24 protein-coding genes and 1 pseudogene are annotated in these 24,193 nt (G+C 40.5%); 4 read left to right on the top strand and 21 right to left on the bottom strand.

Annotation, left to right across the window (positions count from 1 at the left end; all coding sequences use genetic code 11):
- Window positions 1-55: 55 nt before the first annotated feature.
- On the top strand, window positions 56-3,514 hold the full coding sequence (locus IF202_RS10085) for a hybrid sensor histidine kinase/response regulator (RefSeq protein WP_191594779.1): 3,459 nt from the start codon (window positions 56-58) through the stop codon (window positions 3,512-3,514).
- Window positions 3,515-3,516: 2 nt separating this feature from the next.
- Here the strand turns inward: IF202_RS10085 and IF202_RS10080 are convergent, their stop codons facing one another.
- The 7 genes from IF202_RS10080 to IF202_RS10050 all read right to left on the bottom strand — a co-directional run bounded on the left by IF202_RS10080 (window position 3,517) and on the right by IF202_RS10050 (window position 8,273).
- A complete protein-coding gene (locus IF202_RS10080; protein WP_191594778.1) occupies window positions 3,517-4,149 on the bottom strand; it encodes a TetR/AcrR family transcriptional regulator in 633 nt (210 codons plus the stop codon).
- Window positions 4,150-4,234: 85 nt separating this feature from the next.
- Window positions 4,235-4,603 carry a DUF2750 domain-containing protein gene (locus IF202_RS10075; RefSeq protein WP_206705456.1) on the bottom strand — a complete coding sequence of 123 codons (369 nt, stop codon included), beginning with the start codon at window positions 4,601-4,603 and terminating at the stop codon, window positions 4,235-4,237.
- A 63-nt stretch (window positions 4,604-4,666) separates the two neighbouring features.
- Window positions 4,667-5,356 (bottom strand): 16S rRNA pseudouridine(516) synthase, encoded by a 690-nt coding sequence (locus IF202_RS10070; RefSeq protein WP_191594777.1) that lies wholly within the window; start codon window positions 5,354-5,356, stop codon window positions 4,667-4,669.
- Between the two features lie 48 nt (window positions 5,357-5,404).
- Window positions 5,405-5,935 (bottom strand): GNAT family N-acetyltransferase, encoded by a 531-nt coding sequence (locus IF202_RS10065; protein ID WP_191594776.1) that lies wholly within the window; start codon window positions 5,933-5,935, stop codon window positions 5,405-5,407.
- 581 nt (window positions 5,936-6,516) lie between these two features.
- Window positions 6,517-7,032, bottom strand: a complete 516-nt coding sequence (locus tag IF202_RS10060; protein ID WP_191594775.1) for a P-loop NTPase family protein — start codon at window positions 7,030-7,032, stop codon at window positions 6,517-6,519.
- A 270-nt stretch (window positions 7,033-7,302) separates the two neighbouring features.
- Window positions 7,303-7,710, bottom strand: coding sequence for a GFA family protein (locus tag IF202_RS10055; RefSeq protein ID WP_191594774.1), 408 nt, complete (start codon window positions 7,708-7,710; stop codon window positions 7,303-7,305).
- 125 nt (window positions 7,711-7,835) lie between these two features.
- Window positions 7,836-8,273 carry a GNAT family N-acetyltransferase gene (locus IF202_RS10050; protein ID WP_191594773.1) on the bottom strand — a complete coding sequence of 146 codons (438 nt, stop codon included), beginning with the start codon at window positions 8,271-8,273 and terminating at the stop codon, window positions 7,836-7,838.
- 499 nt (window positions 8,274-8,772) lie between these two features.
- Between IF202_RS10050 and IF202_RS10045 the strand changes: the two are divergent.
- A pseudogene (locus tag IF202_RS10045) lies at window positions 8,773-9,156 on the top strand (transposase); the annotation flags it as partial.
- A 28-nt stretch (window positions 9,157-9,184) separates the two neighbouring features.
- Here IF202_RS10045 and IF202_RS10040 read toward each other — a convergent pair.
- Window positions 9,185-9,838 (bottom strand): hypothetical protein, encoded by a 654-nt coding sequence (locus IF202_RS10040; protein ID WP_191594772.1) that lies wholly within the window; start codon window positions 9,836-9,838, stop codon window positions 9,185-9,187.
- 85 nt (window positions 9,839-9,923) lie between these two features.
- Entirely contained in the window at window positions 9,924-10,604 is a 681-nt protein-coding gene (locus IF202_RS10035; RefSeq protein ID WP_191594771.1) for a DUF4145 domain-containing protein, read from the bottom strand.
- Between the two features lie 768 nt (window positions 10,605-11,372).
- On the opposite strand from IF202_RS10035, the gene IF202_RS10030 reads away from it, so the two are divergent.
- Window positions 11,373-12,257 carry a hypothetical protein gene (locus IF202_RS10030; protein WP_191594770.1) on the top strand — a complete coding sequence of 295 codons (885 nt, stop codon included), beginning with the start codon at window positions 11,373-11,375 and terminating at the stop codon, window positions 12,255-12,257.
- 566 nt (window positions 12,258-12,823) lie between these two features.
- Here the strand turns inward: IF202_RS10030 and IF202_RS10020 are convergent.
- The 5 genes from IF202_RS10020 to IF202_RS10000 all read right to left on the bottom strand — a co-directional run bounded on the left by IF202_RS10020 (window position 12,824) and on the right by IF202_RS10000 (window position 15,274).
- Window positions 12,824-13,489 carry a YitT family protein gene (locus tag IF202_RS10020; RefSeq protein ID WP_191594768.1) on the bottom strand — a complete coding sequence of 222 codons (666 nt, stop codon included), beginning with the start codon at window positions 13,487-13,489 and terminating at the stop codon, window positions 12,824-12,826.
- 137 nt (window positions 13,490-13,626) lie between these two features.
- Window positions 13,627-13,923, bottom strand: coding sequence for a S24/S26 family peptidase (locus tag IF202_RS10015; protein WP_191594767.1), 297 nt, complete (start codon window positions 13,921-13,923; stop codon window positions 13,627-13,629).
- A gap of 74 nt (window positions 13,924-13,997) precedes the next feature.
- Window positions 13,998-14,501, bottom strand: coding sequence for a superoxide dismutase, Ni (gene sodN, locus IF202_RS10010; RefSeq protein WP_191594766.1), 504 nt, complete (start codon window positions 14,499-14,501; stop codon window positions 13,998-14,000).
- Complete coding sequence (locus IF202_RS10005) at window positions 14,491-14,712, bottom strand: hypothetical protein (protein WP_191594765.1); 222 nt, start codon at window positions 14,710-14,712, stop codon at window positions 14,491-14,493. Before IF202_RS10005 ends, sodN begins: the two co-directional genes overlap by 11 nt.
- 70 nt (window positions 14,713-14,782) lie before the next feature.
- Window positions 14,783-15,274, bottom strand: coding sequence for a tetratricopeptide repeat protein (locus IF202_RS10000; RefSeq protein WP_235963452.1), 492 nt, complete (start codon window positions 15,272-15,274; stop codon window positions 14,783-14,785).
- 297 nt (window positions 15,275-15,571) lie between these two features.
- On the opposite strand from IF202_RS10000, the gene IF202_RS09995 reads away from it, so the two are divergent.
- Complete coding sequence (locus tag IF202_RS09995; protein WP_191594764.1) at window positions 15,572-16,471, top strand: adenylate kinase family protein; 900 nt, start codon at window positions 15,572-15,574, stop codon at window positions 16,469-16,471.
- Between the two features lie 108 nt (window positions 16,472-16,579).
- Here the strand turns inward: IF202_RS09995 and cobO are convergent, their stop codons facing one another.
- The 7 genes from cobO to rnr all read right to left on the bottom strand — a co-directional run bounded on the left by cobO (window position 16,580) and on the right by rnr (window position 23,842).
- Window positions 16,580-17,209, bottom strand: a complete 630-nt coding sequence (gene cobO, locus IF202_RS09990) for a cob(I)yrinic acid a,c-diamide adenosyltransferase (RefSeq protein WP_191594763.1) — start codon at window positions 17,207-17,209, stop codon at window positions 16,580-16,582.
- A complete protein-coding gene (locus IF202_RS09985; protein WP_191594762.1) occupies window positions 17,178-17,828 on the bottom strand; it encodes a trimeric intracellular cation channel family protein in 651 nt (216 codons plus the stop codon). The genes cobO and IF202_RS09985 overlap by 32 nt, the downstream gene beginning before the upstream one ends.
- Before the next feature lie 100 nt (window positions 17,829-17,928).
- Window positions 17,929-18,531 (bottom strand): histidine phosphatase family protein, encoded by a 603-nt coding sequence (locus IF202_RS09980; protein WP_191594761.1) that lies wholly within the window; start codon window positions 18,529-18,531, stop codon window positions 17,929-17,931.
- 10 nt (window positions 18,532-18,541) lie between these two features.
- A complete protein-coding gene (locus IF202_RS09975) occupies window positions 18,542-19,327 on the bottom strand; it encodes an adenosylcobinamide-GDP ribazoletransferase (protein WP_191594760.1) in 786 nt (261 codons plus the stop codon).
- Between the two features lie 20 nt (window positions 19,328-19,347).
- Window positions 19,348-20,409 (bottom strand): nicotinate-nucleotide--dimethylbenzimidazole phosphoribosyltransferase, encoded by a 1,062-nt coding sequence (gene cobT, locus IF202_RS09970; protein ID WP_191594759.1) that lies wholly within the window; start codon window positions 20,407-20,409, stop codon window positions 19,348-19,350.
- Between the two features lie 10 nt (window positions 20,410-20,419).
- Window positions 20,420-21,187 (bottom strand): 23S rRNA (guanosine(2251)-2'-O)-methyltransferase RlmB, encoded by a 768-nt coding sequence (rlmB, locus tag IF202_RS09965; protein ID WP_191594758.1) that lies wholly within the window; start codon window positions 21,185-21,187, stop codon window positions 20,420-20,422.
- A 114-nt stretch (window positions 21,188-21,301) separates the two neighbouring features.
- Window positions 21,302-23,842, bottom strand: a complete 2,541-nt coding sequence (gene rnr / locus IF202_RS09960) for a ribonuclease R (RefSeq protein WP_191595153.1) — start codon at window positions 23,840-23,842, stop codon at window positions 21,302-21,304.
- Window positions 23,843-24,193 lie beyond the last annotated feature (351 nt).

Here is a 24,193-nt window from a genome sequence, read left to right as displayed (position 1 = left end):
ACATTAACCATCAAATAATAATGCTATTCCAGCCGCTTTTTAGGTGATTTATTAAATGACTGTTTTCTGGGTTCTGCTAGCCATTCTTTATGTGTTGGGTCTATTTTGGATTGCCATTTGGGGTGACAAAGAAGGTCCAATCGCAAAAAAACTGACTCGCCACCCTATTGTCTATAGTTTATCTCTTGCCATTTACTGTACTGCTTGGACCTTTTACGGCTCTATTGGTGAAGCATCTCGTTCAGGTTGGAGCTATTTACCCATTCTCTTGGGCCCTATTCTTTTGTATCTGTTTGCTTTCCCACTATTAAGAAAAATGATCACAGTAAGCCGCAAACAAAATATCACCTCTATCGCCGATTTTATTTCATCGCGCTATGGCAAACGACCTATCACTGCGCCCTTGGTTATCCTCATTTGCATGCTCGCCGTGATTCCTTATATTGCTTTACAGCTTAAAGCCATTGGTTCTAACTTTTCTTTGTTTGTGAATCAAGATGAGTCTTCAGCCGGTTTGATTGTGTTTATCGCAACCATTTTAATTGGTATTTTCGCCATGCTATTTGGCACACGAAAAGTCGAAGTAACAGAGTACCGCTCTGGTATGATGCTCGCCATCGGTACAGAATCTTTGTTTAAGCTCATCGCCATTGTCGCTGTTGGTTTGGTCGCCATCATCATGACCCAAGATCTAGACATAAAAGAACTAAGCAACAAAGTCGACTTATCAATTTGGACACCAGAGAAATTATTGTCGTTCCCTTTTCTAATGCAAACCTTCATGTCGGCTGCGGCCGTCATCTGCTTACCACGCCAGTTTCATGTCACCGTGGTAGATCATCAACACAGTAAACAATCCAATACAGCCCGTTGGTTATTTCCACTTTATCTATTAATTTTCGCGGCCATTATTCCACCAATAGCCATTGCCGGACAAAGTCTTTTCTCAGGTGACATTAACCCAGACACTTACGTTATTCAGTTTGCGCTGGTTTCCGATAGCCTTCCATTACAAATGCTGATTTTCTTAGGTGGAATATCGGCCACAACAGCCATGACGATAGTCGCGACATTCGCTCTAAGCATAATGATAAGTAACGATGTAATCTTGCCATTAATGCTAGCGCGAGCCAGTGCGCAGCAGCAAGCCTTGCCTCTGTATCGACGTAGAATCTTAACCATTCGTCGATTAGCAATGGCAGGCATACTAATGCTGTCTTTCCTGTACTATCAAAAAATGGCGAACAATGAATCACTAGCAGGCACAGGTGTTTTAGCTTTCTCTTTAGTATTGCAATTAATGCCAGCGGTTATTGGCGGACTGTATTGGAAACGTGGCCACGCTCATGGCGTTTATACTGGCCTAACACTTGGATTCTTGTGTTGGGTATTACTGATGATGCTACCACTGACAGGAAATGTTGATTGGGGATTAGATAACCCTCAATCTCGTTCGGAGCTTATTAGTTACGGCGCTTTCGTCAGTTTATTCGCTAACACGATTGGCTACATTGTCGGTTCATTACTATCAACCGAAAGGCTGATAGATAGAATTCAAGCAACGGCTTTTGTTAGCCCAACCACAGAACTAGAAAAAGGTTTTTTCAAACCGAAAAGCAAAGCGACTAATGGGGATTTTTTCGTTTTATTAGAAACCTTTTTAGGCAAACAAAAGTGTCAACAAGTTCTGCTGAACTACGAGCAAGATTACAATCAAACAATTCCTGCCAACGTACCGCCCAATCGTCTATTTGTAGACTATTGCGAACGTATTTTAGGGGGCGTTTTAGGAGGCTCCTCTGCTCGCACCATCATCAATTCCATCTTGGTTGATAAACAAATCAAGGTAGAAGAAATGGTGACTTACCTTGATGAAACCACACAAGCGATTCAGTTCAGTCAAAATCTATTGTTCGTCTCTATGGATAACCTAGATCAAGGTATCAGCGTCGTAGATAAAGACTTATGTATTGTGGCTTGGAATAAAACCTATTTATCACTCTATTCCTACCCAGAAGGCATGCTAAAAGTAGGCCTACCCGTCGAAGAACTCATACGCTTTAACGCACAAAAAGGTGAATGTGGTGTAGGTGACATAGAAGCCTTGGTTAATAAGCGTCTAGAGCACTTAAGAAAAGGGACAACACATCGCTTTCTACGCCGCAGAGCCAGCGGCCGAGTAATAGAAATGGTTGGTAACCCATTGCCCGATGGTGGCTTTGTAACAAGCTTCACCGATGTCACAGACCACATTGAAAGCCAACAAGCACTAAAAGAGGCCAATATCGACTTAGAAAAACGAGTAGAAGCACGTACAGAAGAAGTTCAAAGCGTTAACCATGAACTAATGCAAGAAATTGACCGACGCAATCAGGCAGAAAAAGCCCTCACAAGCGCCAAGGCTGAAGCCGAACAAGCTAACGCCTCTAAAACTGAATTCTTAGCCTTAGCCAGTCACGATATTTTACAGCCGCTCAATGCTGCCAAGCTTTACATGGGCATATTACAATCGACACAACTCCCTCACGAAACTGGGCAAGTGATCGAAAAATTGTTCGATTCTTTAGAATCTACCGAAGCGCTCATTTCAACACTGTTAGAAATTGCACGCTTAGATCAAGGGGCGATACAACCTAAGCTCGTCGACTGTAATCTACAAGACATACTCACGCCAATTGTGGCCGAATTTGGTGTCATTGCAGACAGTAAGAATATTCGTTTATCCACCCACCTTCGTGAGTTTAGAGTCCATACGGACCCTATTTACTTACGCCGCATCATTCAGAACTTTGTTTCCAATGCAGTCAAATATACTCAAAAAGGCCGTGTTTTATTAAGCGTTCGACCACGAAAAGGCCTTATCTATTTACAAGTATGGGACACGGGCGTTGGCATTCCAAAAGCTGAGCAGAAGAAAATATTTGATGATTTTTACCGCTGGGAAAACACGCAAGAGCCAGGAATGGGGCTTGGTCTCGGATTAGTACGAAGAATGCAAAAACAACTTGGATTAGTCACAGAAATCCACTCAACTCCTGGTCAGGGAAGCTGTTTTAGCATTAGCATTCCACTGGCTCAAAGCAACGCCGTTGCTGAAGTTTCAGCCCCACAACCAGTTAACGTACCGCAAGAAAAACCTGCCCATTGTTATGTTTGGTGTATTGATGATGAAGCTAATAACCTCACGGCTATGGATACACTGCTCAACCATTGGCAATGCGATAGCCGTACCTTTAATCGCTACAATGATGCGCTAGAGGCAGAAGGAGAAGCAGAATTACTCTTGGTGGATTACCATCTTGATGACAAAAAAGATGGCCTATCTTTGATTAGAGAATTAAGAGCGCGTGCAGAGAAAGATATTCCAGCCGTACTTATTACTGCATTACGAGATCCAGAACTGGTAGAGCAATGCAAGAAAGAAAATATTACGTATATGGCAAAACCAGCCAAACCCGCAAAACTGCGAGCGCTGGTTCAACACATTCATCAATTGCGAGAAGAAGAGCGGTAATATTATTTTTGAGGAAGGCTTAAGCCACAACCGCTTAATATAATGCCGCTAATGGTGTCTCCTATTCGCTTTAGATCGTCATTATTTAATGATTCAGCGCCGCTTCCGCTTAATGCCAATATCTGTGCTTCAAAATCGGCATAATGCTGAGTGGTTGCCCAAATCATATAAATCAAACTAACAGGATCCCGTTGATCCATTTTGCCTGCATCCATCCAAGCTTGTAGCAATGCCACACGAGACATAAACCAAGGCCTTAACTCTTCTTTTAAGTAATCGCCAATATGACTAGCACCACCAATAACTTCCATAGCGAACAAGCGTGAAGCTACGCCCTTTTCAAAGCTTTGTTTCAGCTTAATGCGGATGAAGCCATCAAGTACCTCAGCAGGATCATCATCGATAGTCGCCTGATCAAAAAGATCATTCCAACCCATTAAGGTTTGATCCAGCACTTGCTTATATAAGTTTGCTTTAGACTGAAAGTAATAAATGATATTAGGTTTCGGCAAACCTGCTCGCTTCGCTATATGCTGCAAGCTTGCACCTGCAAAGCCATTTAAACCAAACTCAATTTCTGCAGCATCTAGAATTTTAACAAAGACTTCTTCACGATTACTTTGACGTTTGCTCATGGGGAGTTAGGTCCTTATTAAAAATATCTTGTTACTTTAAAATTACAACCACACACAAAACACAACGGCGATCAAACACGCTCGTTTAGGCAAACAGCGCTGTCAGCTCTTCAGCTGTCGACAATTTACCTTCATCTTCAATATTTGGAAAAACAGCAACCGTAACATTGTCTAACGTAAGGCTTGGCAACCATTCACTTTTGAAGACTTCAAGAGACACAGACACAGGTTCACAATCATCCCAATCGTCAACAGCCCACTGGCTAGCAAATTCAGCATCAGGCCAAACCATGACACAATCGCCATCGTCTGTTTCTACCATCACATAACCTTCTTCATTACTTAAACTCCAAACTAATTCCGTCGCCTTAGCTTGCTCAACAAAGTAATCTAAACGTTGGCTATCTGGTGCAACCAATAACTGAATGCGTTCATCCGTCGATAATTCTTTCATTATTAAAATCTCTTGTTCTATTACTTGCTAGAAGTCGTTTGTTTATGAGCAGCAGCTTGCTTATTAGAAGTAGGCAACTTCGGCTGCCGTTAACTCACGAAATTCGCCCGCTTGGATATCAGCATCAAGCGTAAGTTGACCAATTTGGTCACGATGAAGTAGCTCAACTTTATTACCGACTGCCGCCAACATACGTTTAACTTGATGGTATTTACCTTCTTGAATCGTCAGGTAAATTTCACAGTCACTAATACGTTCCGCTATCGCGGGTAAAGTAGGATCACGTTCACCGTTTAACATCACACCCTCTTCCAACTCTTTCAACGCTTCATCGCTAATTGGTTCAACCAAGGTCATGCGATAGCGTTTACCACAGTCACTTTTAGGGGATGTAATACGATGCAACCATTGACCGTCTGTCGTTAACAACAACAGTCCCGTTGTGTCTTTATCCAAACGACCAACAATGTTCAATTCTTGTCCTAAATGAGAAGACAACAAATCTAATACAACGGGGTGTTCTGGGTCATGATTTGCACAAACATAGCCTGCTGGCTTATGCATCACATAGTAACCTTCTGACGGCCAAGCTAATTGAACGTCATCCAAACAAATAACATCGCCTTCTTGCACCATGTAATTGGCTTTTTTAACAATCTCACCATTCACAGTGACACGTTTTTTTGATGCGGCAATTTTTGCTGCTTTACGTGCCAAATCTGTCACATGGGATAAATAAAAATCAAGTCTCAAGAGTATCGCCTATTGCTATGTTCATATAAAAACTAGTAAGAAGAATCATTAAGAAAACACTTCATGAGTGGTTTCAATTTCTTTATAGAAAAAAGTAGAGTTGTGTAGCATACCGTTCGCGCTACGTGTGTATCCTGGCACCTCACCAAATGGAATATAGCCCATATTGACGTACATGTCGTGAGCGATATCGTCGCTTCTCACTTCCAGAATTAACAGCTGTCTTTGCATCGATGCAGCAACACGCTCGACGCCTTGCATAAGCATTCCACCCAAACCGTGCTCTCTTGCTTGGGTATGAACCATCAGCTTTTCTACATCACAACGGTGCAATGCATTGGCTTTAGGTGACATCACTATTTGAACGCTGCCGACTATTTTTTCGTCTTCACGAATAAGCAGCACCTGACGAGCATTTTCTTGTAGGTCATCATTAACAGATAGCCAATACGCTTTGGCTTCTGGTTCACTCATAGGGGGTAAAAAACCGATAGGTGCGCCTGAATCAACCGCGTCACACAACAACTCTGTCAAATCCTCTAGATAAGGATTGAGATTGTCTACTTTAAGTAACTCCAAACTCGTTTCCTCAGCATTTTGATTGGTTCATCATACAGGAGAGGCGAAAACTTAGGAAACGGATCTTTAATCTCAAATGGGTTCTTTGAGTTAAGTTCAACTGCTGAAAGACCTGATCACGTTCCATTCAAACACTTTGGATTTGGGTGCATTTTTCCGCCCTGCTGGGCGTGTAACTTTTTTCATTCGATAAAAAAGTAACCAAAAAAATCTTTTTAAGATCTTTAATGCATGATTTTCTTTGTAGACAGGTGATTTTATTTAGGGCTCTGGGAAAGTAAGGCATAGAGCATTTTTATAGGTGAAAGGAAGATCATCAAACAAGGACTCTGAAACACCATAAAGTCGCGCAATCAGGATTGCGTCGAACTGAATTATTTAGAGGTTCAAGGAGACAAGATAACGTCTGAAAATAAATAAAAAATTGCCTCTTAAACAGAAACATCAAAATTTTTTCAGTAATATTTGTAAGACACACAGCTCCAAACACATCCAACTGTTTATTCCACAGCTCAGCTATGAGTTTTATGTTTTATTTGTACTTTTGATATATCTATCGTTATGCGATTTTAAAATTCATATCATTCAAATTTTTGAGCTATAAACTCATTCAATTCAGACATTGAACGAATCACATATACCATTTTATTTTCTGACATTTTTTCTAGTTTTTGAGAGAAATCATCATTCCAAAACATCGGACAGAGTTTTAATACTTTATAGCTTTCCAAACTTCCTTTTAAAACGGAGCTACCGTCTGGCCAGCCTTCGGGTTTAACGAATAGACCTTTAAGCAATCGCTTTGTGACTAACCAATAGCTCACACTGTAAGAGAGGTCTATGTAAATTAAAGTGTCTGCTGCATCTAATCGTTTGTAAAATGATCCGATTGGACCGAAACCATCAATGATCCAACTGCCTGAAGATAAGATACTTTCATGGTTTTTATCATAGGTTTCTCGATCAACCAGATCACCATTTGTTTTATAGACAATAGAATCTAATGGGTACAGTGGTAAACCTGTTGCTGCGGATAAGCGTTTACTTAACGTTGATTTGCCACTGCCTGGTTTTCCAAAAACGGCTATTTTTTTCATAATATCTTCCTTCATTGAGATTAACCCCATGAGGCAGAAATAAAAAACCCGCCTCTTGGGCGGGTTTGACAAATTAACAACGCATCAAAAATCCCACCATTCCTATGGAATGATGATAATTCGCGCTATTTTTTTCGTAAGATTTATAATCATACTTTCATCCTATAGATAAACACATCTATGTCAATTAATGACCCTATGAAATATCAAGATTCTTAGACACAGAGGATGATAATCAAATAACTATAGCGGATAAAATCGACTAGAAACCTATCGACGACTTGGTTCAGCAGTGTCATACCTTGGCAAGTCTGCATCTATATCATCCCAATTCGCTTTCGATGACACGAAGTTATGGGAAATGGGTCTCTCTTTAATATCCGAATCTAATATGCCTAATCTTATTCTGAATCGAGTAGGGTCTTGGTCATTAGAACTATAAACAGGCGAACCGCACTTCGAACAAAAATGTCGGCTTCGTCCCGGCTTCAACGAAAACAAACTTAAACTCTTCTCGCCTGATACGAATTCAAACTCGGATGATTGAATAAACCCATTCGTAGCGTACGCCGTACCACTATTTTTTCGGCACAATGAACAGTGACAATGAATAATATCGGTTATGTCACCATTAATTTTTATCTCAACTTCACCACACAAACATCTTCCAAGGTACATAACTTGATATTGCTCCTGTTTTCTAACGACACATTAAGTAACTAATAACAGATTAGCTAAAATGATAAGGAACGATCGGAAGCCAACGACTATTAGCCCGTCTGAAAGATTTATTCATCGTAAATTTACAAATGTTCCATTTTATTGGCTAGTACATTCACATCATTGTATGTAGTCATAAATTCCGAACTGATTTTGAAACCAAATTTTTGATAAAGCTTTATCGCTGGTAAATTTGATGCGGCAACATAAAGTATGGCCACACCGTTTATTTTAGAAAGCATAAACTCTAGTAATTGAGCGCCGACACCTTTTCCACGAGCATCTGGATGAACAAATAAAGCTCGTATTTCCGAACCGTTAAAAGCACAAAAAGCGATAACGTCGGTAGCACCATAAACGTAAACATCTGACTCTAAAATTTGAGAGTAACGTGCTTCATCTTTGTCCAGTGGTAGCAGTTCAAATTTGTCGGTCTCGTACTTCAGTTCGTCTAGTTTAGATTTTGAATAAATGTCTAAAATACTACTGTAATCACCCTCTGAATATTCACGTATGTACACTGATACAACCTTATAACTAACGACGCTGTGGAATTACTCATCCCCAGCTTATTTATTAAATCTAAAACCACAATATTTCACATCCACCTAAGATTCAACAGGCCATTCTATATTCAATAACGGATTAACTCATAAACGAAATTAGAGCTGCCTGATGGCGTCATAAGTGGCTCAGTTTCCGTAAAAACTTAAGTCTTATCTTACCCTTCAGCTAATGCAGACTATTTCTTAGTTTTTCGATGCTATGAACGAGGCAATACATTTACCACTGGGTATTCAATTTTTCTTGGCCGCGTAATCATCAAATAATAATTTAACAGGGCAATCACCTTTATGAGTAAGCCGGCCACAAACACATTCGTATCAACGATGTAGACATGAGAAGAAGCTTTTTAAAAAAGCTTAAGAGGTTAAAACAATCTAATGAATACAATCACCAAATCATCTAACCCATTGAAAACACTGAATTCTTAGTGTGCCTATCTCAGTAAAATAGTGCAAAGCCAAAAATGACATTATTCAAAGTGTGCCTGGTGTTGGAAATGTGGTTGCGTTTAACCTACTCAGCGACATGCCAGAGCTCGGCTATGTAAACAATAAAGAAGCCGCATCCTTAGTTGGCGTAGCGCCATTTAATCGAGAAAGTGGAGCCTATCAAGGCAAACGAATGATACGTGGTGGAAGACCTAAAATTAGAACCGCCATGTACATGGCCATGATGTCAGCCATTCAATGTAATCCGAAATTTAAAGAAATTTATCATCGAATGGTAGCCGCTGGAAAACCTAAAAAAGTAGCCATCATTGCCTGTATCAGAAAGCTTGTAGTGATCATAAATTCGATGGTGAGAGATGGTGTCATGTGGGATCCTAAAATGGTTTAACATTAGGAATTGACACCATAGTCACTTGTTAAGTATTTTTTGTCACGAGTTGAATTTTTGTAGTATCTCCAGAGGTAACTAAAGTGGCTTTTGACCCAAAATTTGAAAACATATATATAGCGATACTTTTACCTTCCGTTGGGTCGATATGCTCAGGAACATTAAATGGCCACACTCTACCTAGTGCATGAGTAAGCATAAGCGAATGAACTACTTGTTCGGCGTCAGATGCAAGCTCTTCGGTTGTGTAAATTTCTTTTAGGCTGAGCGTACTATTTGCATTTTGATATCTAACTTTATAAATGAGATCTGAAGTCCAGCTCCTGACAAAATAGAACCATTCCCCATAGGCATAAATATCCCATTTAACCTCCATTCCCGGAGATTTAAATACAACTCCAGCAAGCTCTTCCCCGTTGTGAGGGTAGTTAATGTCACAGGGGATACTAATTGAACATTCAGGCACAGAACCTACAAACTCTTCACCTTTACTCTGTCTAGATCTAGAGTAATTATCTGCAATTGATTGATCACTCGTTGTACTTGTAGCATTCAATGTGAAATTACGGATATCCATTAGTGGTGCATCAAAAGGGTTACCTTCACCAACAGGGAGCCATGGAAACTGTTCCTCTAATGGCGGTATCAGGTCTTTTTTCTTTTTTTTGTTAAATGGCCACATATTAATTCCTAATGATACTTAACGTCCGCATAAAAGGCGGAGCGTCAGCGACGTCCATCCCGTAGGGCGATTTTTGATGCGTTTGTTATGTTCGTTGCATCGACTGCATATACTCTTGAGTCATTAGGCTGCTAACGACCCAGTGAATTACTAAGTTTATCAATAGTTTAAGATCACCAATATCCCTGTCTTTCCACTTGCGTTGGTAGTGTGTTTCATCGTTGCCCAACCAAACGGCACGAGTGGCACATGCTTTGGTGTTGGTGTCAGTGATATATTGATTAATGCATTGCATCAACATCATTTTCCTGATCTTTTCAGCATCATTAACTTGTGATGACACACAGTAATCTTTTATCAGGAACTCAAGCGCTTTTCGGTAGCCCATGCCACAAACTTCACTCAACCCTGCTTGCTCTGCATTTGTTGATTGGTTGAATATTTCAACAAAACTTGGAGATATAGTTGCTATTCTTTCATCAAACTCAACTGGTTTAAAGTGATTAGGTGTCGAATGCGTATAAGTAAAATAGCCATCTATTGTGCCTTTATTTTTAGACTTCCTCTCAAAGTGAGCAAGAAACAGATGCCCACACTTGAGTGATGGACATTCGTATAGCCCCTCTAAATATCGACTCCAATTCGAATTCTCTGTATTAATTTCTTTAAATATCTCAGTCCTGTTTGGAGATACTAAATGATTGCAAACAGGGCAACTGTTTGGGTCTTGATCTATTTGGATGCCATTTCTACCAATATTAATCATTTTCCCTCCGTAGAACATAACGAGGCTGTAGAATTACTCATTCTCAGCCAGTTTAATTAGTATAAATCCACCATATTTCACATACACTTAAGATTCAATAGATCATTCTATTCTCAATAACGGATTAACGCATAAACGAAATTAGAACAGACTGACGGCATCGTAGGCTGCTCAACTTCCTTAAGGCTTGAGGTTTACCTTTCAGCTAATGCAGACTATTTGAGCGTTGCTCGATATTATGAATTTACTATTGAGTATTCAACTTGTCTTGGCTGCGTAATAATCAAACAGTAATTTAACACGACAGTCATCTTTGTAAGCAAGTGTGGCACCAACAAACTCGCATCAGTGATATATACATAAGAGGAAGCTTTTCAGAAAAGCTTAAGCAATCTAATGAATTCAATCACAAAATCACTTAAGTCGTTAAAATACTAATTTCTTATAGTCGCTTTCCCAATTAAACTTCACATCATAGCTGCTAGTTAGATGAGTTTTTTTATACATAAAACCCGTCATTGGTTATTGAATAAGCACTAAATGTACGGCAATATAAAACTGTATACATGAACAGGTTACTTAATGAAGACAACAGCTTATGTTCTCGACACCAGAACAAATATTTATCTAGTCGATCACCATAACCATCTAGGGGTTAGCATTCAAGAGGCTCTAGATATTCGTGATAACCCTATGCGATATCGGGATCCAGTGTACAAATACAGAAAGTATATGACACGGAACCCGAACCCAAACAAAAGGGTCGAATTGACCCCTCGTGATGGGCAAAGCCCACACTTTTCATTTGCAAAAAGCGCTACAACAACAGGAGACCGATCTTATGATGAAACTTACTCTCATGAAATTGCTGTAGATATTCTGTCATCAATGAAAGAAATGACCATTATTACTAGAGGTCAAACTTTCAATTTTAAGTTTACGAATGTATATCAAGAACCAAAGTTAAAACTACCGAATGGTAAAGTCTTTTATCCTGATATTTTATGTATGTTCGACAAAGATCAATATCCCGATGAATATGAAAGATGGGGTGGTAAATTAGTAATCGAAGTTACCAATACACATAAGTGTGAAGATAACAAAAAGTTAGAATTTGAGCTATGTAATATCCCAATATTTGAGTTTACCATTACTGATTCTAGAAAATATCCTCCAGAGCGCGATAATAACCGTAAAGACTCAATAAATGAGCGTACCAAGCACAAAGATAGGCTTGAAGGTTGGTTACAAGAAAGTGTATATACAGACCTGATCATTGATCCAATCAGCACACAGAGACACGAAGTTATACATAAAATTCTCAAATCCAAAATGAAAGATTTAATAACGGTAAATGATCGTCATAAATTATTAATTCAAGATCTAGAGTCAAAAATTAAAGTAAGTCAAATAACAAGTGAAGAACATAAACAGTTGTATCACAAAATTTCAAGTTTGGAGTTTACAACGGAACAACAAAAGTCGGCTATCGTAAACTACAAAAGTAGTTTTGAACAACTTCAAGCCTCAGCACATTCGAGAGTATTTAAGCTTAAAACTTGGGTTTGGATTCTTATTTTTGGACTGTTGGCATCAAATTATAAATACTTGATATTTTTAACACATTTAATTCAGTATATGACTAGCACATAACATTTTAATAGTGTGTATGCGCGTTATTGTTATTAATAGGTTTTTCATTTACTGCCAGTATAAACGCGCATAAGTGAGTTATTTTAAATGACTAAACGCGCAAAGAATAAACAAAATCAAAAATAGACTGTCTATTTCCACTGTAAAAAAGTTGAATTTGAAGAACTAAAGAAGTCAGTTCGACGCAACAGCGTTGCGCGACCTTATGGTGTTTCAAAGTCAGTGTTTGATGCACTTCCTCTCACCTAAAAAGACAACCCATGCCTTTCATACCAGTTCGAGATGCTGTTGTTTGTCGTATACAAAAGAAATGAGTCGTTAAAGGTCTTCGAAAGAGCCCTTTTGGTTACTTTTGTGGCTCTGGACAAAAGTTACCCGCTCAGCAGAGCGGAAAGATGCTTATGAATACAAAGCGTTTGAATGGAAGTTAAAAGACTTTATTGAGCTAAAATTTCGACCTATGTTTAATAGAAAAGCACCCCGCTCAGCAGGGCGGAAAGATGCTTATGAATACAAAGCGTTTGAATGGAACCTGAAAAAGCTCTTTGAATGAAGTTCAAAAGAACTTAAACATTCCCCATATAACGCCCTGGTTTATGATTCACTGCAATAATCATATTCAACGCAACCGCACCGACAATTGAAATAGCGATCAAGGTGAAGTCGACGACAAAAACAGACAACAGAACGATGCAACAATCCGCTACCATCTGAAATTTCCCCATTGAGATGCCGTATTTCTCAGCCACATAACGCGCCAAAATATTCAGACCACCTAAACTCGCGTTATGACGAAATAGCATTAAGAAACCAACCCCTATTAAAGAACCACCAACCACACTTGCGTATATCGGGTTAACGCTTTCAAAGGAAATCATCATCGCGGTTAAATCAGAAAAGACAGATAGGCAAAATACGGCAAAAAACGTTTTTAAGGTAAATTCCCAACCAAAGTGAATAATTGCTAATACATAGAAAGGTAGGTTGATAACAAAAAAAGCCTGACCAAAGCTAAAAGAGGTTGAGTATTGAATAAGAAATGCCAACCCTGCAGACCCACCAGATAACAAACCGGTTTGAATGAAAAGGTTTACACCTAACGAAATAATTAAGGTACCAAGAACCATTGCTTGAATGTCTTCAAGGCGAGTATGTTTTGGGTTACTGGTTGGTTCTTTTTTAGTCAGGGTTTCTTTAATTTGTTCCGTTGACGGTTGGTCTGTTGTCGACATGGCTTTTCTCTTTGTATGAATAATTAGACATTAAATTAATGCGTGGATTTTAGAGAAAAACCAACACAAGACCAATGTTCACACAAAAAGCATTTTTCGACTGTTTTCAAAAAGTGTCTTATTTTATGTACACTTTGTCATGCAGGTTGCTTTGAAGCACAAATGCGCCCTATTACTTTGCCAAGAACTCGTCTTGGTGATACCCAGCCAATTCGCTCCGACTGCAAGCTTTTGTTATTTTCACCACCTAGCCAAAGCTGGCCATCTGGTGCGATGTGTAATATCTTTTTTACAATAACCCCATACAAAGCATGATCGACCACAACAAGGTGGCCAATCGTAAGCTTTTTGTACCAACGGCAAGTAAAAACAAAGTCTCCTTCGTGTAAATTAGGAGCCATACTTTCACCTTTTACTTTGATTAGACTTAGCATTTTTTGCTCCTTTTTTTACTCCCTTTCACTAGGGCTCGAATTTACTTTGAAATACCTGACTAGTAAGACTTACCTTACGCTTTTAGATCAGGGTAAACGGTATCTAGCATTGGCGGATAAGGACATGGCGCACGATAAGTAGACACACCCTTTGTTAGCCAAAACGCTTCAGCGAAGGCATTAACCAATTCCACTAACTTTTCACCTTCAGTACGATCAATGCTTTGTTTACATTTTGACGCTTGCAGCATAACGCTGTGTGCCAGATCATGTGCATTTGGAATCTGCTCAAATTGTGGTGCTTTAAAATAATCACCCCAAATAATACGAACCGCTTCCTTTACTTCCGTACAAGCTGACTCTTTCTCAATAACAACACGAGAAATCTGTGCGTAATCAGCAACGCCAGTTGTTTCTTTACTTTCTACTTCTTTAATCAGGTCCATCAAGCGCACGCAGCTTAATGCAGCGAGCAAAGCGGTAGAAGGATCGTATATTTTACAAGGAATATCACAGTGGGCTTGTGCCGTTTTAAAATGAATTATCTTGTCTAATGTATTAATCACTTTATGCATCATTTTTAAGGCCCTTCTTTTCAGAGTTCTGACGACGACGAAAGTATTGCTTATAAACAACACCACCAACAATCAAGCTTCCGATCGCAAGTACCGTCACTAAATGAATAAAACTGCTCAACCAATGCGTGTGGTCATGACCAGGGTGTGCAAATACCATTTGGCTAATAACAAGACATGCACTTGCGAACATGACAGTAAAAACAGATTTCATATAATTATCCTTTTGAGTCATATTGAATTTAAAATTTAATACATATTAATTAAGCACTAAGCTTTGCAGCTTAATGATGAACAATTTTCGCTTTATTGAACCCTGTTTTTGAAACCCTTGTTGAAACGGTAGTCGATACGGCGCTAGACACCGCATGAGACAAAGCTCGCATCAATACTTTGCTTTGCGCGGTCACACTCTTGCTGTGGCTCTGAGCAAAGAGCTCCCACTCAAAGCGAATGTGGGTGGCAGTTCTCATAATTAAGCTACGTTGTTCTTCATCCATATCAGGACGAACAATAATGGCTTGTAAAAAATTGACCGCGTTTTCATATTGCGTGTTAGCAGAAATGAAATCTCCCAATGCGGTATAAGATTCAGCAATGTTCAAAAAGCTAACCGCTGCAGCGGCAACAGCCGACTCAGCATCGCGATAAAAATCGTCATCGAATGTTTTTTCAGCTTGCATCAATGCTTCTCGATTTAGCTCGACTGCATCAGAAAAGTTATGATTTGAATAGGCTCTATTAGCCTGTCTTGTTAAGCGTTCCCAGTTCTGCATAACGTCCTCCACAATCTTTGATAACATTGAATTAAAACTAATGAGAATCATTATCGTAAAAGAATCAAGAAAAAGCCAGCCTATTCGAGAATAAATCTCATTTACTTTAAGAATTAATATTGAAACTTTATACAAAGACGACGATTTCTTCTTTTTAAACTTGCACTTAGGGCCAAAGCCAAGGAAAATTTATTCGTTTAACTATTCAAGTTAACTAGCTAAAGAAAATGACTTTTTTTACTGGCAATAGATTCAGTTGGTCCTAAGCTATTTAAAGAAATTAAAAAAGGTGGAAGCATGCACTCTGGGAACCAATTTACATCACTCGTTCAAGTTGAAAAAATTAAAGTGAGAGAGCCTGGCGTCATTATCCTTACAGGTCCATCAAGTTGCGGTAAAGGTGAAGTAGCAAGTGCCCTATGCCGAACTCTGTCTATCCGTCCTGAAGCACACCTTTCCATGGGCGAAATTCTACGCAGCACCTTTCGAGGAGCAAAAGAAGACCCTTCTTTCGCAGAGTTATTAGCGACAAAATACGAATTAAGTAATGAAAATAATATTTATGATTGTATCGATACGACTGAAGCCTTAAGTGCGAAAGTACGCTCTTACCAAGCAGCCTTAGAAAAATATTTTGAAAAAACAGGTATGGATTTATTCACATCACAACTTGAATGGCTTGAGTTTTGTACGATGAATGGATTATTGGTTCCAAACCGTTGGACAGAAAACTTTGTCGCAGCACATATCGAGCAAGCGAACTTTGCTAATGGCGAGACATTTATTTTAGATGGCTACCCAAGAACACAAAGAGCGGCTGAGCATTTACTAAACTTCTTGGACTCTATGGATATCCCAGTCCTTAAAGTCTTGCACTTAAGTATCAGTAGGCAAGAAATGATGTCTCGCGCTCAAGCTCGTGGTCGAGAAGATGACGACAATGAATCCTTGTTCAAACGCTTTCAGTTCTACATTGAAAACGTACAACCAAGTGTTGATTTCATGAAGACTAAACTCGGTTCTGATCGCATTGCTCTTATTGATGCTCACCAACCTGTTTTTGACCAAACAGAGTCAGGCCCTAAGTTCAATTTGGACGCATCAATTAATGCAGTGGTTTCTGGCGTACTAAAAGCGATGGGCGTGCCACGCATAGTACTAAATGACATTCTAATGGCAGATTCTAATTCTAAATAAATCTGCTTGTTAAAATAGATGAATCAAATCTAAAAAAGGCTAGCGGGATGACCGCTAGCCTTTTTTAGTAATCGTCGCTCAGTATAAAATCAGAGTCTTTAGAGCCAACTACCATTCAATACCGACTTGAGCTTTTACACCATTAGCAAAAGCATGACGTTCATTACCCACTTTACTATGAGTATCAACACTGTCTAGCAGGGCTCTTGGTGCCGTACGACCTGTCATCATCACATTTTGATGCGCTGGACGAGCAGCTAACGCTTCGATCAAATCCCCTTCATTCAGGTAACCGTATTTGTACATATAGGTCACTTCGTCCAATAATACAAAGTGAACACTTGGGTCTGATAAAACTTTTTTAGCCAATTCCCATGCTTGTTCTGCGGCTTCTTTTTCCAATTCAGGATTACGGGTTTCCCATGTAAAGCCATGTCCCATCACATGAAAATCAACCAAAGGATGTTCGCCAAAAAATAGCTGTTCCCCTGTCGCTTTACGTCCTTTGATAAATTGAATGACGGCGCATTTTTGACCATGTCCCAAAGCGCGAGCCATGGTACCAAAACCACTAGAGCTTTTACCTTTCCCATTACCTGTAAGTAAAATCGTGACACCACGTTCTTCTGTTGCTGCGGCTATACGCTTATCGACAACTTCTTTTTTCTTTAGCAAACGCGCTTCATTTTTAGCCAACACATCGTCTTCAGTGCTTTGTGTTATCGATGCTTTCGTCATGACGTACCTCTTTTTTGTAAAGTAACCAGCTGGGGTAATACAAATCTTTATGGATAGCGAACACCCTTAGTATAAAGACTAAAGACACGGCGTAAATCGAGTTAAACTCATGTGATGGTATGTTTTTTTCAAGTAGCACCATTAACAAGGCACCTAAAAATGCTGGTGTCGCGTAAAACTCACGTCCTAATACCAAAGGTGGGCGATGACTTAATACATCACGGATAATACCACCCGCTACACCTGTAATAATCCCCATGGTGATAGCGATCGGTGCGGCAAAATCTAACGCCAACACTTTTTCGGTGGCAACAACGGTAAACAACGCCAATCCGAAGGAATCCGCATAATGGAAAACTTTTCGCCTATCATCCATGTATCGCACTGTAAAAAAGGCAAGCACTGAAGAAAGAAACGCCACCCATAAATATGAGGTATCTGCGACCCAATATACCGTCTCAACAGATAAAACAGTGTCTCGAATAGTGCCGCCGCCCAGCGACGTCACCATACCAAGAAACACCACACTGAAAAGATCCATGTCTTTTTTTCCAGAGGATATAACGCCTGTGACTGCAAAGGCCGCAATCCCAAACATACCTAAAACATATAAAAGCATTTTTTATTTTGTCTCAATAAAACCAAAGATAATTTGGCGAACGCCAAAGTCATTCAATAATTTAAAGCCATTCAATCTAACAGAAATTCGATTGAAATGATTAAGTGGTAACCCAATCACCAGCGCCTAAACGCTTTAACGTGACATAATCACCTTGCACAGAAAATTCAGTAATACTGGTAAAGCCCACATCGATACGATGTGCCTGAGCAAGTGGCCATTGGCAAAGCAGACTCACCAACACCTTAATCACGCCAGAGTGAGCAACCAGCACACAAGTATCAACAGGATTGTCTTTTACCGATAACCACCAGCTCCACACTCGATTGGCCACTATTTGCAAAGACTCGCCATTATAGGGCGCCGCATTAACAATATCATTTGCCCAAAGGTCTATTTCCTGTCGTGGAATGTCTTTCCAGCAATGCCCTTCCCAATCACCAAAATCTAGCTCTTTTAAAGCATCGACGGCGATAGAATTACCATCGCTTATAAAGTCAGCTAGCTTGGCTGCGCGGCTTAATGGGCTGTGATAACAAACATGAGAAGCCTCTTTAAGCGATGCCTTGATAGAAGCCGATAGTGCATTTCTTAATGACTCAGCCCCTTCTTCCCACCCTTCTGCTAGTGGAACATCCATATCGCCATAACATAAACCTTGCAGCACATCAGGCTTAGGGTGACGCACTAAAAATAATTTCATAACAAGCGTTTCACGAATAAGACACCAACAAACAAACGATGACAAATATCTCACCAATTTGCTCACTTGCACCTAAGCAATCACCATTAAAACCGTCTATTTTTTTGCGTAAATACCATTTCATCAGAAAAATTAAAACAGCAGCAAGAATCAGCGTAATCATTAAATCAAAGACATTAAAAGCCAGTACCCCAATCACCAAACAAGGCGCTAAGGCAATTGCCCATTGCTTAAGGTTTAACTTGGCTATCATGCTGGCGGCTTTACTTTGCCCTGTACTGACGTAATCCAACAGACTCATTAGAGCAATGGGCATAATTCGCGCCATCACATGCACGATACACCATGCACTTAAGGTATAAATTATGCCCAAAAAGGACTCTGGAATGATTTGTAAAAGCTCACTCAACAATAGCCATTTTAGCGTTAAGGAAAACCAAATGGATAAAGCCGCATAACTGCCAATACGCGAATCTTTCATAATCGACAGACGTTGTTCTTTTTCCCAGCCACCGATCAAACCATCACAGGCGTCCATTAGCCCATCTTCATGAAATCCCCCCGTCAGCAAGGTTGCCGTCAATATCATCAACAACGCTTGCAGTGAGGCAGACCAATCAAACCATAATGGCCAAGCACTTAGTAATGCCACAACCATACCAATCCATGGTAAAAAGCACACCGCTGGGATGTGCTTTATATCATCACCCCAATCCACTGTTAATGGGATTCGAGTATAGGTAACAAGGCTACGTTTAAAGCCTTGCCAATATGGGGCTAATATCGAGATGTTCATATTTTCTCTTTTCAGCTTAATTATTTACTCTCAGCTACGCCTGCACTTTCAAAGCTCGCCATGCGATTAAGAAAAACACACGAACTCTGAATTAAAGGGTAAGCTAAAATCGCACCAGAACCTTCACCTAAACGTAGATCCAGAGACAAAATAGGTTCTGCGTTTAAGTTATCCAATAAAATTCGATGTGCTTTTTCATTCGATTGATGAGCGAAGACAGCGTATTCAGTCACATGAGGAGCCATTTTCTTAGCAAACAGTAAGGCCACTGAACAGATGAAGCCATCAACCACAAAAGCAGTATGACGCTGAGCTGATTGCAGCATAGCACCAGCCATTGCCAAAATTTCAAAACCACCGACTTGCTCAGCCAATGTTTGCGCACTCCAGTCTGCCATTAGCTGACCTGTTGCCTGTTCCGCACGTTTCAATGACTGCTCAATAATGTGCGCCTTATGTGAAACGCCAGCTTTGTCCAATCCTGTTCCACGACCCGTTGTGTCGGTCGCATTCATACCAATCAAAGCGGTCATCATGCAAGAAGACACACAGGTATTACCAATGCCCATTTCGCCGAACATTAATAAATTCACACCGTCATCAATCGCAAGATCCACTTCTTCAACACCAGCTTGAATCGCTTGCTCTACTTGTTCCGCTGTCATCGCTGCTTCTTGGCTAAAGTCTTTAGAAGCAAAAGCCACCTTGCGCGCACCTAACAATGGATGCTCGTCTAGCTCAGCATTGACGCCAACATCAACGACACGCAAAGGCACGGAATGCTGCTCACAAAATACACTCACAGCCGCACCACCCATTAAGAAGTTCATCACCATTTGCGGTGTCACTTCTTGAGGAAACAAGCTAATACCTTGTGCTACAACACCATGATCAGCAGCAAACACGATCATTTTTGCTTTTGATACATCAGGGGTTACGCAGTTTTGAATTCGGCCTAGCTGAAAAGCAATGCGTTCCAATTCTCCCAACGACCCTAAAGGTTTGGTTTTATTATCAATTTTTTTCTGTAATTCACCTTCAATAACAGACGAAGGGACTTGAATCGTAAACGTTGGAAACAAAACTCTCTCCTTAACCTTTTGCTTTTACAGCACGCTGGCGAACAACTTCATAAAGGCAAACGCCCGTTGCAACAGAAACATTCAAACTAGAAACAACACCCGCCATAGGCAGCTTAATTAAGTAATCACACTGCTCACGCGTTAAACGGCGCATACCGTCGCCTTCCGCGCCCATAACAATGGCGGTAGGAATAGTGAAGTCTTGTTCATAAACCGTCATAGTGGCTTCACCAGCAGTACCGGAAATCCAAACACCTTGGTCTTGCAGTTTTTTCATGGTGCGCGCTAAATTAGTCACCGCAAAAACAGGCATGCTTTCCGCTGCACCACAGGCAACTTTACTGACGGTGGCGTTAAGCGGTGCTGAGTTATCTTTTGGCATCACAACCGCATGAGCACCTGCGGCATCGGCGCTACGTAAACAAGCCCCTAAATTATGAGGATCGGTAATGCCGTCCAAAATGATGATCAAAGCGTTTTCATTTAAACCAGCAACCAAGGTATGTAAATCGGCTTCACTGCCCGCTTTTGTCATCGTGGTATAGGCCACAACACCTTGGTGAACCACACGATCTTTGTTTTCAGTAAATAACTGATCTAACTCACGACGAGGCAACACGCTATAACGCACTTTGCTGCTTTTACAAAGTTGAATCAAACGCTGTGTTTTCTTATCGTCACGGCCTTCTTGAAAACGCACTTCTTTCACACGTTCAGGCTGTTGTGTTAACGCATTTTCCACGGCATGAATGCCGTATATCCATTCTAAATCTGACATTATTTACTCTATAAATTCTTAAATACAGTTGCTCTAGAAGCATTTTGGTCCTGTGTTTATAACTGGAAGGTACAAGCTATAAACACAGGGTTTTGAGGGTGAAAAGTTCTAGAATCAATCTTTCGCTTTTGCCTTAGCATTACTCTTCTTTGGCTTTTTCGGTTTCTTTGGTTTTTTAGCGGCAGACTTACTGTTTGCATTGGTAGCAGAAGCGGTTTTCTTCTGTCTAAGCAGCTTACCTTTAGAAGGAAATTTCTTTTTCTTAGACTTAGGTTTCGCTTTTGCATTGCCGTCTTTAGCATCTTTACCTGCTACAGCGCCTTTTTCAGCGTCTTTTTTCACAGCGGGCTTAGCTTTTCTGCGGCCACCTAATTCCATTGGCGGCAACTGAGCCAATTGCATGTCCAATTCTGTTTTGTCATTGCGTGCGATTTTTTTACGTGGCGCAGGAGCCACATCGTCTAAGCTCAAATCGATTTTACGTTGTTCTAGATTAACGTTAGCGACTTTCACTTTTAGTGTATCACCCAAGCGGAATACACGACCTGTTCGTTCACCAATAATCGCCTGATGCTCCATGTCATGAACAAAGTAATCTTGCCCAAGCCCAGAGATATGCACCAAACCGTCTACAAACAAACCTTGTAGCTCAACAAACAAACCAAACGAAGTAACAGCGGTAACAATGCCATCAAAAGGTTCGCCAAGATGCTGTTCTACATACTGACACTTCAACCAAGCTTCCACGTCACGTGTTGCTTCGTCTGCACGTCGCTCTGTGATAGAACAGGAATCACCAAAACCATCCATATCCGCATGGTTATAGCCGTAAATCTTACGTTCTTTTAGTGTTTCACTCCCCACAACACGATGCGCTTGTCGAACATCTGGACGACCTTCACCACGTATTAAATAACGAATCGCACGATGCACCAATAAATCTGGGTAACGACGAATAGGCGATGTAAAGTGTGTATACGCTTCATAATTCAAGCCAAAGTGACCTAAGTTATCCGCTTGATAAACTGCTTGCGACATAGAGCGCAACATCATAGTTTGAATACTACGAGCGTCCGCACGATCTTTAATGCTTTCAGACAACGCAGCATAATCGGCAGGCGTTGGTTTAGCGCCACCCATTAGCTCTAATCCAAGCAAGCCAAGATAAGTACGCAAGGTTAGTAAACGGTCGTCTTTTGGTCCTTCATGAACACGGAACAAAGCCGGCAGATCAGCTTTAATCAAAAGCTCTGCTGTCGCCACATTGGCACACAACATACATTCTTCGATTAATTTATGAGCATCGTTACGCTCAACGGGAATGATATGTTCAATCTTAGAGTTTTCATCAAACACCATGCGAGTTTCGACTGTATCGAACTCCATCGCGCCACGCTCATCACGAGCGCCTCTTAATGTGTGATAAAGACCATTCAAATCATCGATATGAGAAATGATAGATGAGTAACGCTCACGTAATTCTAAACCTTGCTCTTCTGGCTCAGCCGCGATCATTTTCGCTACTTTAGAGTAGGTTAAACGTGCATGAGATCGAATCAAGCCTTCATAGAATTTGAAACCACGCATCTTACCTTTTGTCGTCAACGAAATTTCTGCCACCATCGCCAAACGATCAACATCTGGATTCAATGAACACAAACCGTTCGACAACACTTCAGGCAACATAGGAATAACACGACCTGGGAAGTACACAGAGTTACCACGTACAATCGCTTCTTCATCCAATGCAGAGTCTTTTTTCACATAATGAGAAACATCGGCAATGGCGACGAACAGTTTCCAACCGCCCGGTGTTTTCTCACAATACACAGCGTCATCAAAATCACGGGCGTCTTCGCCGTCAATCGTAACAAATGGTGTTTCGCGTAAATCAACTCGGTGTGCTTTGTCTTCTTCTGCCACTTCGGCAACAAAGTTTTTAACTTGTTTCTCAACCGCTGCTGGCCATTCGTTAGGAATTTCATAGCGATGCATCGCCACTTCAATTTCTACACCCGGCGCCATAAAGTCACCCAAGGTTTTTTTAACAAGACCTTGAGCCGGTTTACCACGTTCTGCATAAGACACAATTTCAGCCAGAACATATTGGCCGTGCTTTGGTGTTAAACCAGAGTCTGTGGTGATTTGAATGTCTTGCGCAATACGAGGGTTTTCTGGTGTAACAAATGCAGTGCCGCTTTCTAGATAGTAACGGCCAACCATTTGGGAGTGCTTACGTTCTAGCACTTCAACCACAACACCATCTAAACGACCTTTTACACTACGACCAGAAAGGCGTGCTTTTACCTTGTCGCCATCCATAACATTCTGCATTTGGCGAGCAGACAAAAAGACATCGTCATCACTTGGACGTAATAAGAAACCGTGCCCTTCTTTATTGCCTTGGACATAACCTTCTATTAGGTCACTTTCTTGGATAGGTGAATATTCGTCACTGCGATTACTTGTTAACTGATTATCGCGGCACATAGCGATCAATCGGCGGCGAAGTGCTTCTATTTCGTCTTCACCTGTAAGATTAAAATCTGTGCATAAATCAAGATGACCAATGCTTCGGTTCTGGGTAGCTAGAAACTCTAGAATGAATTCACGACTCGGTACGGGATTTTCGTACTTAGACGCTTCTCGTTTCATGTGTGGATCGTTAATTTTTTTATTACTCAATGTATATTTATCCTTGGTGTTTTAAATAAGATGCATCCTTTATAAAATAGAATTGTGAACATCTTACTATTCAGAACGTGTTCCGCGCTTTGGTGTCACTTTCAGTATCGTTATGATCCGTACTTCTATAGACATCGCTACAAACAGCACCCCGAACCAAGTCGCTTACGCGTTCAATTAATTGACATTATAGAGCATTCTCATCAAATACTCTCCCAGTAAGCGCGGCTCTTATCATTATCTGCACACTCTCTTGGGGTTTATTTGGTAATTACACAACAAAACAGGCGTATTACCTCTATTTCGAAGCGATCACCTTTT

It is taken from the genome of Marinomonas colpomeniae, assembly GCF_014803385.1.
Lineage (GTDB): Bacteria > Pseudomonadota > Gammaproteobacteria > Pseudomonadales > Marinomonadaceae > Marinomonas > Marinomonas colpomeniae.
The sequence above is the reverse complement of the archived record's forward strand: the minus strand, read 5'-3'. Positions and strand labels throughout refer to the sequence as shown.

Excerpts from the sequence above, each read along its gene's own strand:
- IF202_RS10085 (WP_191594779.1), top strand. The coding sequence starts at position 56 with ATGACTGTTTTCTGGGTTCTGCTAGCCATTCTTTATGTGTTGGGTCTA.
- IF202_RS10080 (WP_191594778.1), bottom strand. The coding sequence starts at position 4,149 with ATGAGCAAACGTCAAAGTAATCGTGAAGAAGTCTTTGTTAAAATTCTA.
- IF202_RS10075 (WP_206705456.1), bottom strand. The coding sequence starts at position 4,603 with ATGAAAGAATTATCGACGGATGAACGCATTCAGTTATTGGTTGCACCA.
- IF202_RS10060 (WP_191594775.1), bottom strand. The coding sequence starts at position 7,032 with ATGAAAAAAATAGCCGTTTTTGGAAAACCAGGCAGTGGCAAATCAACG.
- IF202_RS10055 (WP_191594774.1), bottom strand. The coding sequence starts at position 7,710 with ATGTACCTTGGAAGATGTTTGTGTGGTGAAGTTGAGATAAAAATTAAT.
- IF202_RS10040 (WP_191594772.1), bottom strand. The coding sequence starts at position 9,838 with ATGTGGCCATTTAACAAAAAAAAGAAAAAAGACCTGATACCGCCATTA.
- IF202_RS10035 (WP_191594771.1), bottom strand. The coding sequence starts at position 10,604 with ATGATTAATATTGGTAGAAATGGCATCCAAATAGATCAAGACCCAAAC.
- IF202_RS10020 (WP_191594768.1), bottom strand. The coding sequence starts at position 13,489 with ATGTCGACAACAGACCAACCGTCAACGGAACAAATTAAAGAAACCCTG.
- IF202_RS10015 (WP_191594767.1), bottom strand. The coding sequence starts at position 13,923 with ATGCTAAGTCTAATCAAAGTAAAAGGTGAAAGTATGGCTCCTAATTTA.
- sodN (WP_191594766.1), bottom strand. The coding sequence starts at position 14,501 with ATGATGCATAAAGTGATTAATACATTAGACAAGATAATTCATTTTAAA.
- IF202_RS10005 (WP_191594765.1), bottom strand. The coding sequence starts at position 14,712 with ATGAAATCTGTTTTTACTGTCATGTTCGCAAGTGCATGTCTTGTTATT.
- IF202_RS10000 (WP_235963452.1), bottom strand. The coding sequence starts at position 15,274 with ATGCAGAACTGGGAACGCTTAACAAGACAGGCTAATAGAGCCTATTCA.
- IF202_RS09995 (WP_191594764.1), top strand. The coding sequence starts at position 15,572 with ATGCACTCTGGGAACCAATTTACATCACTCGTTCAAGTTGAAAAAATT.
- cobO (WP_191594763.1), bottom strand. The coding sequence starts at position 17,209 with ATGACGAAAGCATCGATAACACAAAGCACTGAAGACGATGTGTTGGCT.
- IF202_RS09985 (WP_191594762.1), bottom strand. The coding sequence starts at position 17,828 with ATGCTTTTATATGTTTTAGGTATGTTTGGGATTGCGGCCTTTGCAGTC.
- IF202_RS09980 (WP_191594761.1), bottom strand. The coding sequence starts at position 18,531 with ATGAAATTATTTTTAGTGCGTCACCCTAAGCCTGATGTGCTGCAAGGT.
- IF202_RS09975 (WP_191594760.1), bottom strand. The coding sequence starts at position 19,327 with ATGAACATCTCGATATTAGCCCCATATTGGCAAGGCTTTAAACGTAGC.
- rlmB (WP_191594758.1), bottom strand. The coding sequence starts at position 21,187 with ATGTCAGATTTAGAATGGATATACGGCATTCATGCCGTGGAAAATGCG.
- rnr (WP_191595153.1), bottom strand. The coding sequence starts at position 23,842 with ATGAAACGAGAAGCGTCTAAGTACGAAAATCCCGTACCGAGTCGTGAA.